This is a genomic window from Deltaproteobacteria bacterium (genome assembly GCA_016875395.1).
GTDB lineage: Bacteria > Myxococcota_A > UBA9160 > UBA9160 > UBA6930 > VGRF01.
In genome coordinates this window covers 89,161-101,540 of sequence record VGRF01000008.1, presented here as the reverse complement: position 1 = coordinate 101,540, position 12,380 = coordinate 89,161, and the positions used below count along the sequence as shown (strand labels likewise).

General features: G+C 71.4%; 11 protein-coding genes. 8 read left to right on the top strand and 3 right to left on the bottom strand.

Annotated elements, in window-relative coordinates:
- Positions 1-162: 162 nt before the first annotated feature.
- The gene (locus FJ091_08750; GenBank protein MBM4383444.1) at positions 163-1,047 is read left to right on the top strand and encodes a hypothetical protein; all 885 of its coding nucleotides are present in this window, start codon (positions 163-165) and stop codon (positions 1,045-1,047) included.
- 6 nt (positions 1,048-1,053) lie between these two features.
- Here the strand turns inward: FJ091_08750 and FJ091_08745 are convergent, their stop codons facing one another.
- Positions 1,054-2,547 carry an MATE family efflux transporter gene (locus FJ091_08745; protein MBM4383443.1) on the bottom strand — a complete coding sequence of 498 codons (1,494 nt, stop codon included), beginning with the start codon at positions 2,545-2,547 and terminating at the stop codon, positions 1,054-1,056.
- A 6-nt stretch (positions 2,548-2,553) separates the two neighbouring features.
- Positions 2,554-3,495: a 4-hydroxy-3-methylbut-2-enyl diphosphate reductase gene (ispH, locus tag FJ091_08740; GenBank protein MBM4383442.1), complete on the bottom strand. Its 942-nt coding sequence runs from the start codon at positions 3,493-3,495 to the stop codon at positions 2,554-2,556.
- Positions 3,496-3,601: 106 nt separating this feature from the next.
- On the opposite strand from ispH, the gene FJ091_08735 reads away from it, so the two are divergent.
- The 6 genes from FJ091_08735 to FJ091_08710 all read left to right on the top strand — a co-directional run bounded on the left by FJ091_08735 (position 3,602) and on the right by FJ091_08710 (position 9,937).
- On the top strand, positions 3,602-4,798 hold the full coding sequence (locus FJ091_08735; protein ID MBM4383441.1) for an acyl-CoA dehydrogenase family protein: 1,197 nt from the start codon (positions 3,602-3,604) through the stop codon (positions 4,796-4,798).
- A gap of 211 nt (positions 4,799-5,009) precedes the next feature.
- On the top strand, positions 5,010-6,143 hold the full coding sequence (locus FJ091_08730; GenBank protein ID MBM4383440.1) for an acyl-CoA dehydrogenase family protein: 1,134 nt from the start codon (positions 5,010-5,012) through the stop codon (positions 6,141-6,143).
- 112 nt (positions 6,144-6,255) lie between these two features.
- The gene (gene hemE, locus FJ091_08725; GenBank protein MBM4383439.1) at positions 6,256-7,278 is read left to right on the top strand and encodes a uroporphyrinogen decarboxylase; all 1,023 of its coding nucleotides are present in this window, start codon (positions 6,256-6,258) and stop codon (positions 7,276-7,278) included.
- Between the two features lie 3 nt (positions 7,279-7,281).
- Positions 7,282-8,622 carry a protoporphyrinogen oxidase gene (gene hemG, locus FJ091_08720; GenBank protein ID MBM4383438.1) on the top strand — a complete coding sequence of 447 codons (1,341 nt, stop codon included), beginning with the start codon at positions 7,282-7,284 and terminating at the stop codon, positions 8,620-8,622.
- Positions 8,623-8,673: 51 nt separating this feature from the next.
- Complete coding sequence (locus FJ091_08715; GenBank protein ID MBM4383437.1) at positions 8,674-9,078, top strand: DUF1761 domain-containing protein; 405 nt, start codon at positions 8,674-8,676, stop codon at positions 9,076-9,078.
- 61 nt (positions 9,079-9,139) lie between these two features.
- On the top strand, positions 9,140-9,937 hold the full coding sequence (locus FJ091_08710) for an enoyl-CoA hydratase/isomerase family protein (protein MBM4383436.1): 798 nt from the start codon (positions 9,140-9,142) through the stop codon (positions 9,935-9,937).
- A 24-nt stretch (positions 9,938-9,961) separates the two neighbouring features.
- Here the strand turns inward: FJ091_08710 and hemH are convergent, their stop codons facing one another.
- Positions 9,962-11,386, bottom strand: coding sequence for a ferrochelatase (hemH, locus tag FJ091_08705; protein MBM4383435.1), 1,425 nt, complete (start codon positions 11,384-11,386; stop codon positions 9,962-9,964).
- A gap of 368 nt (positions 11,387-11,754) precedes the next feature.
- On the opposite strand from hemH, the gene nuoB reads away from it, so the two are divergent.
- Complete coding sequence (gene nuoB, locus FJ091_08700) at positions 11,755-12,354, top strand: NADH-quinone oxidoreductase subunit NuoB (protein MBM4383434.1); 600 nt, start codon at positions 11,755-11,757, stop codon at positions 12,352-12,354.
- Positions 12,355-12,380 lie beyond the last annotated feature (26 nt).

Below are 12,380 nucleotides of genomic sequence, written 5' to 3'. Positions count from 1 at the left end.
ACAGCCTCGACTTCTCGCGCAATGCGCTCGCGCTCGCGCGCACGCGCCGCGTCGTCTTCCAGGGAGCGACGCTCGTCGTCGTGGATTTGCAGGACGCGCGCTCGCCACGCGCGGACTCCGCTGCGCGCCCGGTGCGCGTAGCCTTGCGGGGAGGAGGTCGAGATGACGCGCACGGCACTTTGGATCGCGGCGGGCCTCGGGATCGCGGGCAGCGCACTCGCGCAGCCGCTGTCCGGCGTCTGGCGCAGTGAGGCCGATCCTTCGCTCCAGCTCACACTCACCGAGGCCACGGGGGGCTCCGTCCGCGGAACGCTCGAGAGCGACGGCTCGTCGGCGACGATCGACGCGCGGCGCGGCGCTAGCGGATTCGCCGGCACGGCAAACCTCGCGGGGGAAGCGTTGCCCTGCAGCGCGCGCTTCGAGGGCGCGCAGCTCGTGCTGACGCTCGGCGCAGGAGACGAGGCGGAGTCGGTCCTGCTGCAGCGAGCGGGCGCCGTCGCGCCGGCCCGCGACCCCGTCGCCGCGTCTCCACCTGCGAGCGCCCGCCAGGTCGTGGTCAACGCGACGCGGCTCAGTGCGTCCGACCTCGCGCGGATCGAGCGCGACTACCGGCTGCGCATTCCGGATGCGCGCTTCTGGTACGACCCCATCTCGGGCGCGTGGGGCGGCGAAGGCGGACCGACGGCGGGCTTCCTTCGGCCGGGACTCCAGCTCGGAGGCGAGCTGCGCTCAGAGGCCTCGGGCGGGGGCACGGGCGTCTTCGTGAACGGGCGCGAGCTGCACGCCTGGGACGTGCTGGCCCTGTCGCAGCTGCTCGGCGGACCGATTCTGCCCGCGCGCTACTTCCTGACCGCCGAGGGATTCGCGGGCTTCGAAGGCGGCCCACCGCAATGGAACCTCGTGGCGATGGCAATGGCCGCCGGCGGAACCGGGGGCGGCGGCGGTCGCGACACGACTTGGAGCTCGCGCCTTTCGAGCGGAATCGATGGCGGCAGCACGGGCGCGATCTTCACGCCGAACGGGGGCATGGTTCACTTCGGAGACTGAGCGCGGCTAAGCGCTCGCCGAGATCCCGCCGAGCCGCTTCGCCCAGTCGCGGCGGCGGAACGCCCACACCAGCCAGATCGCGCGCGCCACGTGATCGAGCATCAGCACGGCCCAGACCCAGATCAGGTCGGCGTGCAGCACGTTCGTCACGAGCCAGGCGAACGGCACGCGGAAGACCCAGTTGCCGATCACGGCGGCGATGAGCGAGGTGACCGTGTCGCCGGCGCCGCGGAACGCGCCCGCGAGCGTGAAGTGGAGCTGCATGAACGGCTGCGCGACCGCGAGGCACATCATGAACGGGATCAGCGCGTCGACCGTGTGCGGGTCGGCGGCGAACGTTTCTGCAAGGGGCCGGTCGGCGAACGCGGCGATCACACCCATCCCGATCGCGACCGTCACCGAGAGGCTCGCCGCGCGCCGCGTCGCGCGTTCGGCGCCCTTGAGATCGCCCGCGCCCAGCGATTGCCCGACGATCGTCGCTGCCGCTTGCGAGAAGCCATTGCCCGGAATCCACGAGAACGAGAGCAGGCGCACACCGATCGTGTACGCGGCGGCCGCGTACGTGCCGTACGTCCCGACCGCGCTGACGTAGGTGAACATCGCGCCCTGCAGAATCGCGCGTTCGACCACGCCGGGCGCGGCGATCCGTAACAAGCCGGGCACGATCGTCCCGATCGATGCGAAGTCGCGGCCCGTCACCGCGAGGGGCGAGTCGGCGCCCGCGCGCGCGCGCACGAGCGCGAAGCCGAGCAGCGCGACGCCCTGCGCGCCCAGCGTCGCCCAGCCCGCGCCCGCGACGCCGAGCGCAGGGACTGCGTCGCCGTAGCCGAAGATCAGCAGCGCGTTGAGTCCGATCTTCGCCACGGCGACGAGCGCGGTCACGAGCATCGGCGTGACCGTGTCGCGATTCGCACGCAGCGCGCTCTCGAAGGTGAGCGAGAGCGACATCAAGATCGTCGCCAGCATCACGAGCTGGAGATACGGCGCTGCGAGCTCGAGCACCGCCGGCTCGGGGTTCATGTACGAGAGCACGACGTGCGGCGCCGCGCCCATCAGCAAGAACAGCAGCACGCCCACGCCGAGCGAGACGGTGAGCGACGCCGCGAGCGCGCGCCGCGCATCGCCGACTTGCTTCGCGCCGATCGCGCGCGCCATCAGCGACACGCACGCGAACGAGAGCGCGAACAGCACGGCCTGGGCGAGCATGAAGGCCTGCGAGCCGAAGCCGACCGCGGCCTGCGCGGTGGCGCCGAGGCCCTTCATCATCCACACGTCGACCATGCCCACGGCGCTGGCGAGGGTCATCGAGGCCATCACCGGGAGCGCGAGCCGCCAGATCTCGCGGCGCGTCCCGAGCGAGCGATGCGGCGCGCCGGCGCCGACCGCGAGCGCACCGGCGGGATTCGCAGGGCCGCCTTCCGGGTCGGGCAGCGCCTCGAGATCTTCCTCGACTTCGCTCGCGCCGGTTCGCGCGCCGCTCGGCGCGTTTGCGTCGGTCATCGAGAGCTACTTGCGCGCTTCGGCGGCGTCGAGCCTCGGCAGCTGGAACACGACGCCCTCGTCGACGATCGGCTGACTCTCGACGCGCGCGTGCACGCCGCCGAGCTCGCGCAGCTTCGCCACCACGTCTTGCACGACGGACTCCGGCGCCGACGCGCCCGCCGTGACGCCGATGGTGGTCACGCCCGCGAGCCACTCCGCGCGCACGTCGCTCTCACTCTGCACGAGGTGCGCCGCGACGCCGGCCTTCTGCGCGATCTCGACGAGCCGATTCGAGTTCGAGCTCTCCGGGGCGCCGACCACGAGCACGAGCTGCGACTCGGCGACGAGCTGCTTCACCGCGTTCTGGCGATTCTGCGTCGCGTAACAGATGTCGTCCTTGCGCGGCAGCCGAATCTCGGGGAAGCGCGCGCGCAGCGCGTCGGTGACTTCGCGGGTGTCGTCTACCGAGAGCGTCGTCTGCGTGAGCACCGCGAGCTTCTCCGGCTGCGCGACGTCGAGCGCGGCGACGTCGCCCGCATCTTCCACGAGGCGCATGCGCTCGGGCGCGTGGCCCATCGTGCCCTCGACCTCGACGTGGCCCGCGTGGCCCACCAGCACGATCTCGTAGCCGTCGCGCGCAAAGCGCTGCGCCTCGAGGTGCACCTTCGTCACGAGCGGGCAGGTCGCGTCGATCGTGCGCAGCCCCTGCGCCTCCGCCTCGCTGCGCACGGCCGGCGAGACGCCGTGAGCGCTGTAGATGAGCAGCGCGCCGGGCGGTGCTTCGCGCGGCTCGTCCACGAACACGGCGCCCTTCGCCTTCAGCGCGTCGACGACGTGGCGGTTGTGGACGATCTCGTGGCGCACGTAGACGGGCGGCCCGAAGTGCGCGAGCGCCTGCTCGACGATCTCGATCGCGCGGTCGACGCCGGCGCAAAAGCCGCGGGGACTGGCGAGCAGGATGCGCATCGAGCCCAAGCTACGGAATGACGCTGCGATCTGCCGGGCTACCGTGCCGCGCTTCGCGGAAACAAGGGGGCGAGCCCCCGTCGTTTCCACCCGTGGAGGAATCGCGATGGCCGATCTCGAGACGTTTCGCGCGGATACGCGCGGTTGGTTGGAGGCGAATGCGCCGCAGCGGCTGCGCGGCATGCCGGCGGATCAGCTCGAGGGCATCTGGGGCGGGAAGAAGTGGCTGAAGAGCGCCGACCCCGATCAGAAGAAGTGGCTCGACGCCTGCGCTTCGCGCGGCTTCACCGCGCCGACCTGGCCGAAGGAGTACGGCGGCGGCGGGCTCGGCAAGGACGAAGCGAAGGTGCTCGCCGAAGAGCTGCGCCGCTTGCGCATGCCGCCGCCGCTCGTCGGCTTCGGGCTCACGATGATCGGGCCCACGCTGCTCCAGTTCGGGAACGAGGAGCAGAAGAAGGAGCACCTCCCGAAGATCTGCCGCGGCGAGATCCGCTGGTGCCAGGGCTACTCCGAGCCCGGCGCCGGCTCCGACCTCGCCGGCTTGCAGACGCGCGCCGAGGACAAGGGCGATCACTACATCGTGAACGGCACGAAGATCTGGACCTCGTACGCGGACAAGGCGGACTGGATCTTCGCGCTCGTGCGCACCGACCCGAAGGCGAAGAAGCAAGAAGGCATCACGTTCATCTTGATCGACATGGAGACGCCCGGCGTCTCCGTCTCGCCAATCCTGTTGATCAGCGGCAGCTCGCCGTTTTGCGAGACGCACTTCACGGACGTGAAGGCGTGGAAGAAGAACGTGGTGCACAAGATCAACGCGGGCTGGACCGTGGCGAAAGCGCTGCTCGGTCACGAGCGCACGATGGTGGCCGAGGCCTTCGGCGCGGGCGGCGGCTCGCGCCGCACGCTCGCCGAGCGCGCGCGGCAGTACGTGGCGAGCGACGCGAGCGGGCGCATCACGGACGCCGCCGCGCGCGACGCGATCGCGCGCATCGAGATGGACACGCGCGCGTTCGCGTTCACCACGCAGCGCTCGCGCGACGCCGCGAAGGCCGGCCACCAGCCCGGCGCCGAGAGCTCGATGTTCAAGGCCTACGGCACCGAGCTGAACATGCGCCGCCAAGAGACGCTCGTACGCCTCGCCGGCCCGCAGTCATTAGGGTGGGAAGGGCCTGGGTTCTCGGACGAGGAGCTCACCACGACGCGTGATTGGCTCCGGTCCCGCGGCAACTCGATCGAAGGTGGGACTTCGGAAGTGCAGCGGAACGTGATCGCAAAGCGCGTGCTCGGGCTGCCGGATTGATGGCGGTTCGCTGCGAAATCCCAGCCAAGCAACCTCTGCCTGACGACGAAACGCGGGCGCGATGTGTGCAGCAAGCCGCGAGCGCCCAAGCAGGGACGAGCTGGATGCGTAACGCGGCGCGCAGCGAGCCGTAGTCCGCGGAGGCGAGCGAAGCACAAGGAACTCTTCCCGAGAGGCCCCGAGAGACCCGCAGAAAGAGAGAGGCACGCATATGGATCTCGCGCTCACCGAAGACCAAGAACTCATCGCAAAGACGGCGGCAGACTTCGTGAAGGAGAAGTCGCCGGTCTCGCGTTTCCGCGCGCTTCGCGATTCGCGAGATGTGACGGGGTTCTCGCGCGCGTTGTGGAAGGAGATGGCGGAGCTGGGCTGGGTGGGGCTCGCGTTTCCGGAGGAGCACGGCGGTGCAGGGCTCGGGTTTGCGGAGCTCGCGGTGGTGCTCGAGGAGCTGGGCAAGACGCTGGCGCCGGAGCCGTTTCTCTCCACCGTGCTGATGGGCGGGCAGGCGCTCTTGTTAGGCGGGAGCGACGCGCAGAAGCAGGCGTGGCTGCCGAAGCTGTGCAGCGGCGACGCGATCGTGACGCTCGCGCATCAAGAGGCGCGCAGCCGCTACGACGTGCACCACGTCGAGACGCGCGCCGAGAAGGCTGGCGCGGGCTGGAAGCTCACGGGCGAGAAGGTGCAGGTGCTCGACGGCCACGTCGCCGACGCGCTGATCGTGCCGGCGCGAGTGTCGGGCGCCGCGAGCGACGCCGCGGGCATCTCCCTGTTCCTCGTGACGAAGGGCGCCGCCGGGCTCAGCGTGACGCGGCAGACGCGCCTCGATTCGCGCGGCGCCGCGATCGCGAAGCTCGAAGGCGCCAGTGGCGAGTTGCTCGGCGCCGAGGGGCAGGGCGGGGCGCTGCTCGCGCGTGTGATCGATCGCGCCACGATCGGCCTGTGCGCCGAGATGCTCGGCGGGATGGAGCAGGCGTTTGCGCTCACGGTCGAGCACCTGAAGACGCGCAAGCAGTTCGACGTGCCGATCGGCTCGTTCCAGGCGCTGAAGCACCGCGCGGCGGACGTGTTCATCGAGCTCGAGCTCGCGAAGTCGGTGGTGATGGCGGCGGCGCGCGCGGTCGACGAGAACAGCGAGGAGCTCGCGCGGCTCGCCTCGCTCGCGAAGGCGAAGTGCTCGGACGCGTACGTGCTCGCGGCGAACGAGGGCGTGCAGATGTTCGGCGGCGTCGGCATGACCGACGAGTACGACATCGGCCTCTACATGAAGCGCGCGCGCGCCTGCGAGCTCACCTTCGGCGACGCCGCCTTCCACCGCGCACGCTGGGCGAGCCTCGGCGGCTATTAGGCACCATGGGCCTCGACGCCGAACTTGAGAACCGACGCGGCAAGCGCCGCGAAGCGGTCCGCGCAGCGAGCCGGAGGCGGGCGGAGTGAATTCGGTAGATCGCACGACCCGCATGCTGCGCGCCTGCCGCGGCGAGCCGGTGGATCGCCCGCCGGTGTGGCTCATGCGCCAAGCGGGCCGCTACCTGCCCGAGTACCGCGCGGCGCGCGCGGGGCAGGCGTTCCTCGATTCGTGCCGCGACGTCGAGCGCGCGGTCGAGATCTCGCTGCAGCCGCTGCGCCTCGTCGGCACCGAGGCGGTGGTGTTCTTCTGCGACATCTTCGTGCCCGTGCTCGGGCTCGGCGTCGACGTCGACTTCGCGCCCGGCCCCGTCATCACTCCGCCGATTCGCACGCGCGCGCAGGTCGACGCGCTCACGCGCTTCGAGCCGGAGTCCGTCGCGTACGTGTTCGAGATTCTGCGCCGCCTGCGCAAGGAGCTGGCTGCGACGCAGACGCCGCTGATCGGCTTCGCCGGCGCGCCGTTCACGCTCGCGACGTACCTGGTCGAGGGCCGCGGCGACCCGACGCGCAAGTACACCTCGCTGCGCGAGCTCGCCGCGCGCGAGCCGGCCACGCTCGCGGCGCTGCTCGAGAAGCTCGCCGAGATGACCGTCACGTATCTCAACGCGCAGATCGACGCGGGCGCGCAAGTGGTGCAGCTCTTCGACACCTGGGCGGGCGCGCTCAGCGAGCCCGAGTACCGCGCGCTGGTGTTGCCGCACACGCGCGCGATCGCGCAGGGCATCCGCCGCGAGAAGGCGCCGCTGATCCTCTACATGAACGACGCGCCGCATCTCGTGGACGCGATGCTCGACGGCGGCGCCGACGTGATCTCGGTGGGCGGCGCGGTCGACTTCGCGAGCGCGGCGCGCAAAGCGGGACGGCTCGCGAGCGTGCAGGGCAATCTCGATCCGCACGAGCTCGCGCGCCCGCGCGAGGAGATTTTCGCGCGCGTGCGCGAGATCGCGGCGGCGGGGCGCGCGGCGCGCGGGCACGTGATGAACCTCGGCCACGGCTGTTTGCCGGAGACGCCCGTGGAAGGCGTGCGCGCGTTCACCGACGCGGTGCGCGCGCTCGCGCCCGCGAGCGCCTGAGCCGTGAGCGAGAGCGATCGCGACGCGGTCGTGATCGGCGCCGGCGCGGCGGGCCTTGGCGCAGCGCACGCGCTGAAGCGCCGCGGGCGCGACGTGCTCGTGCTCGAGGCACGCGAGGCGCCAGGCGGCGCGATGCGCACCGTTACGCAAGACGGCTTCACCTTCGAGCGCGGACCGAACTCGCTGCGCATCGGGGCGCCGCTGCTCGAGTTGTTACGGGAGACGCGCGCCGAGGCGCTCGTGGAGAAGGCGGGACCTGCGAGCCGCGCGCGCTACCTGCTCCGGCCCGAGGGCCTCGTCGCCGTGCCGCTCTCGCCCCTGGCATTCGCCACGACGAGGCTCGTGTCTGCGCGCGGCAAGCTGCGCCTGCTCGCCGAGCCGTTCACCCCGCGCGGTGACGGCGCGCGCGAGACCGTGGCTCAGTTCGTCGCCCGCCGGCTCGGGCCCGAGGCGCTGGAGAAGCTCGTCGCGCCCTTCCTCACCGGGGTCTACGCGGGCGACGAGACGCAGCTCGGCGCGAACGCCGTGTTCCCCTCGCTCGTGCGCTTCGAGCGCGAGCGCGGCTCGATCGTAGGCGGCGCACTCGCATCGCTGTTCGCCCGCGCGCCGCGGGGCCTCGCAGGCAGCCTCTCTGCGCGCGGCGGCCTCGGGGCGCTCGCCGCGGCGATTGCGGGCGCGCTCGGCGACGGCGCCGTGCGCTGCAGCGCGCCGGTGCGAGAGATCGCGCGCGACGGCACCGCCTGGCGCATCGCGCTCGAACGCGAGGTGATTCGCGCGCGCACGCTCGTGCTCGCAGCGGAGGCGCCCGCCGCAGCGCAGCTGCTCGCAGCGCTCGATCCGGAAGCGTCGCGCGCCGCGGCGAGCGTCGCGTACGTGCCGATCGCGAGCGTCTCGCTCGATGTCGACCCGAGCGCGCTGCGCACGCAGCTCGCGGGCTTCGGCTTTCTCGTGCCGCGCGACATGCAGCTCGATCTGCTCGGCGCGCTCTTCATGTCGCAGCTCTTCGCAGGACGCGCGCCAGCGGGTCGCGAGCTCGTCACCGCGCTGATCGGAGGCGCGCGCTGGCCGAGCGTGCTGGACGCGAGCGACGACGAGATCGCGCGGCGCGTGTTCGCGGGCCTCGATCGCGCGCTCGGTTTGCACGCCACCCCGCGCGTGCTCGCGGCTTCGCGCTGGGTGCACGCCGTCGCGCAGCCGGGCGCGAATCACGCGGCGCTGGCCGCAGCGCTGCGCGCCCGCGTCGCAGCGAGCCCGAGCTTCCAGCTCGCGGGCGGCTGGCTCGATGGCGTCGCGCTGGGCGACGCATTCGCGAGTGGCCTCGCGGCGGGCGCACGCGCGGATTGATTCCCGCACGGGGGCGCGCGCATCATGCGGCCTCACGCGGAGGACGACTCGATGCCCGAGATTTCTTGGCTCGCCACGCTCGTCGCGACCGTGCTCGCGTTCGCACTGGGCGGCCTTTGGTACGGCCCGCTGTTCGGGAAGGCATGGATGGCCGAGCACGGCTTCAGCGAGGAGCAGCTCACCAAGGACTTCAACCCCGCGAAGACCTACGGCCTCACCGCAGTTCTGGCGGCGCTCAGCGCGGTGGTGTTCGGAATCTTCCTCGGCTTGTTAGGCGAGCACAGCGGGCTCTTCGCGGTCGGCTTCGGCTTTTCCGCGGGTCTCTTCTGGGTCGCCGCTTCGATCGCCACGAACTACCTGTTCGAGCGCAGCACGCTCACGCTCTTCCTGATCAACGGGGGCTACCACGTCGTGCGCTTCACGTTGATGGGCGCAGCGTTCGGCTTCTTGGGCTGAGCCAACGCCCACCGGAGTTGCGCAACGAAGCAGGGACCTCGGTTCGACCAGCGGGGGAGACGTGACGGAGCCTGTCATCGAGGTCGCGCGCGCGGGTCGCATCGCGACCGTCACGCTCCGGCGCGCCGAGCGCCGCAACGCGGTGACGCCCGCGATGATGCAGGCGCTGATCGATGCCGCGCGCGGGTTCGCGGCCGACGAGGAGACGCGCGCCGTGATCTTTCGCGCGGAGGGGCGCGACTTCTCGGTGGGCGCGGACCTTCAGCAGCAGCGCCCCGCGAAGAACGCAAAGCCGCCGAGTCTCGTGATGCGCCGCCGCGGCGCAGAGCTCGGCGCGGCGCTGATGCACGCGATCGAGGAGATCCACCAGCCGACGATCTGCGCGGTGCAAGGCATCGCGACCGGCGCGGGCGCGTGCATCACGAGCGCGTGCGACTTCCGCGTCGGCGCCGACGACGCGCGCATCGGCTACGGCGAGGTGAAGCTCGGCATCAACCTGATGTGGAACGCGGTGCCGCTGTGCGTGCGACTCGTCGGCGCCGCGCGCGCGAAGCGCATGATCGCGAGCGGCAAGCTGTTCGACGCCGCGACGCTCGAGCGCTGGGGTTACCTCGACGAGGTCGTGCCGCGCGCGGAGCTCGACGCGGCCGCGCAGCGCTGGGCCGAGGAGTACGCGGCGCTGCCGCCGCTGGCCGTGCAGATGATCAAGCGCAGCGTGAACCACGTCGCGGGCGCGCTCGATCGCGCGGTGATGCACATGGACGCGGACCAGTGGTTGCTCGCGTCGCAGAGCGACGACTTCCGCGAAGCGGTGACGGCGTTCTTCGCGAAGCGGAAGCCGGAGTTCTCAGGGAACTGAGCCGTGCGTTCGCGCAGCACGCGTTCATCGGGACGTGCGCACCAGCTCCGCCGCCGCGCGCACCCAGCTCGAGTCCGCATTCACGCACGGCACCAGCGCGAGCTCCTCGCCGCCGAGCGCGAGCCATTGCTCGCGCGCGCGAATGCCGACTTCCTCGAGCGTCTCGAGGCAGTCCGCGACGAACGACGGGCACGCGACCGCGAGGCGCTTCACGCCGCGCGCGGCGAGCCGCGGTAGCTCCTCGTCGCTCCAGGGCTTGATCCAGGGGTCGCGGCCGAGGCGCGACTGGAACGAGGTGGTGACGCGCTCGCTCGGCAGCGCGAGCGCGGCGCGGATCGCGCGCGTGGTGGCGAAGCACTGCGCGCGGTAGCAGCTCGCGAGCACGCTTGCGGGCGGTGCGTCGCAGCACGTTCCACTCGCGAGGCAATGCGATCGCGTGGGGTCCGCGGCGCGCACGTGGCGCTCGGGCAGGCCGTGGTAACTGAGCAAGAGGTGATCGCAGCGCGCGCGCTCAATCACGGCGCGGGTTTGCTCCGCGACCGCGGCGATGAAGCCCGCTTGCGCGAAGAACGCGGGGACGAACGCGAGCGGCGGCGCGCTTGTGCGCTTCGCCGCGGCGTCGCGAATTGCGGCGATCGCGGTGCCGCTCGATGACTCGGCCACCTGCGGGTAGAGCGGAAACGCGACGATGCGCGACACGCCCGCGTCGCACAGCTCCGCGAGCGCGTCTGCGAGGCGCGGTGCGCCGTAGCGCATGCCGAGCGCGACGCGGAAGCCGTCGCCGAGCTCGCGCTGCAGCGCCTCGGCGAACCCCCGCGAGTGCACGAGCAGCGGCGAACCCGCGGGCGTCCACACCGCCTGATACGCGTGCGCGGACTTCGGCGCGCGAAACGGCGCGATGACGGCGTTCACGAGCAGCCAGCGCGCGGGCGCGGGCAGGTCGATCACGCGCGGGTCGGAGAGGAACTCGCGCAGATAGCGGCGCACGTCGCGCACCGCGGGCGACGCGGGCGTGCCGAGCTGTGCGAGCAGGACGCCCGTGGTCACGCGCGGCTCGCACGCTGCAGCCCGCCGAGCCACAGCGAGAGCGCGCCGTACGCGGCGGGGTAGAGCAGCGAGATCCACGCGGCGCTCGTGCGCAGCGCGGCATCGCCCGTCGCGCACGCGAGTGTGAGCAGCGCCGTGAACGCGGCGGCGCCGAAGATCATCGCGCGCGCGAAGCGCGTCATGCGCGTCGGGTAGAGGTACTTGATCGGCACGAACACGAGCGCGGAGAGCCCTAACAACCACGCCGCGGTCGTGAACGACGAGGCCTCGAGCAGCCAGGCGTAGATGGCGACGAAGTTCCAGTACGAGGGGAAGCCGAGGAAGAAGTGGTCGTCGGTCTTCGCGTCGGCCTGCGCGAACTGGTAGGCGCTGGCGAGCGCGGGCAGCGCGGTCCACCCCCATGCGACGAAGCCGCCCTGCGCGAGGAAGAAGCACGGCACGATCACGTAGTTGAGGTAGTCGACCACGTCGTCGAGGCGGCGGCCGTCGATGCCGGGCGTGCGCTCGTGCACGTGCGCGGCGCGCGCGAGCGTGCCGTCCACCGAGTCGACCGCGAATGCCGCGAGCATCCAGAGCGCGCTCGCGCGCAGATCGCCGCGCGCCGCTTCGAGCAGCGCGAACAGGCCCATCGCCGCGCCGCTCGCCGTGAGCGCGTGCACGCACCACGCGAGAAGCCGCTGCGCGGGTGTCGAGTGCGCCAGATCCGCAGTTCCCATCTCTATGCGCCCCAAAACGTGGGGCTATAGTGCCGCCCCTTCGGGGAGGACTCCATGGCGCTGCAGACGATCACCGACCAAGGCGACCGCGTTTCGCCGCTGAAGCGCGCCGACGACCTCGTCGAGATCCTCCGCCAAGGCAACGACTCGTTCATCACCACGCGCGCCGACGCCGTCCTCAACTGGGCGCGCAAGTACTCGATGTTCCTCTACCCGTTCGTGACGGCGTGCTGCGGCATGGAGTTCATGAGCGCCGCCGGCCCGCGCTACGACATCGACCGCTTCGGCGCCGCGCTGCCGCGCTTCTCGCCGCGCCAGGCCGACCTGCTCATGGTGGTCGGCACCATTTCACATCGAAACGCGCCGATCCTGAAGAAGGTCTACGACCAGATGGCGGAGCCGAAGTGGGTGATGGCGTTCGGCGCCTGCACCTGCTCGGGTGGCCCTTATAACAACTACGCCGTGGTGCAGGGCATCGACACGATCATCCCCGTGGACATCTACGTGCCCGGCTGCCCGCCGCGGCCCGAAGCGGTGCTCGACGGCGTGATCAAGCTGCAGGCGCGAATCCAGGCCGAGCGCGTCGACGCACAGGGCCGCCACAAGGAAATCGACGAGCTGCCGCCGCGCCAGGTAGAAAAGCCGGTCGCCTAACGCAGCCCGCGCCATCAAGCGCGGCG

Coding starts and splice junctions, on each gene's coding strand:
- ispH (MBM4383442.1), bottom strand. CDS start 3,495: ATGCGCATCCTGCTCGCCAGTCCCCGCGGCTTTTGCGCCGGCGTCGAC.
- FJ091_08715 (MBM4383437.1), top strand. CDS start 8,674: ATGCCCGAGATTTCTTGGCTCGCCACGCTCGTCGCGACCGTGCTCGCG.
- FJ091_08745 (MBM4383443.1), bottom strand. CDS start 2,547: ATGACCGACGCAAACGCGCCGAGCGGCGCGCGAACCGGCGCGAGCGAA.
- FJ091_08730 (MBM4383440.1), top strand. CDS start 5,010: ATGGATCTCGCGCTCACCGAAGACCAAGAACTCATCGCAAAGACGGCG.
- hemE (MBM4383439.1), top strand. CDS start 6,256: ATGCTGCGCGCCTGCCGCGGCGAGCCGGTGGATCGCCCGCCGGTGTGG.
- FJ091_08750 (MBM4383444.1), top strand. CDS start 163: ATGACGCGCACGGCACTTTGGATCGCGGCGGGCCTCGGGATCGCGGGC.
- nuoB (MBM4383434.1), top strand. CDS start 11,755: ATGGCGCTGCAGACGATCACCGACCAAGGCGACCGCGTTTCGCCGCTG.
- FJ091_08735 (MBM4383441.1), top strand. CDS start 3,602: ATGGCCGATCTCGAGACGTTTCGCGCGGATACGCGCGGTTGGTTGGAG.
- hemH (MBM4383435.1), bottom strand. CDS start 11,386: ATGGGGGTGGACCGCGCTGCCCGCGCTCGCCAGCGCCTACCAGTTCGC.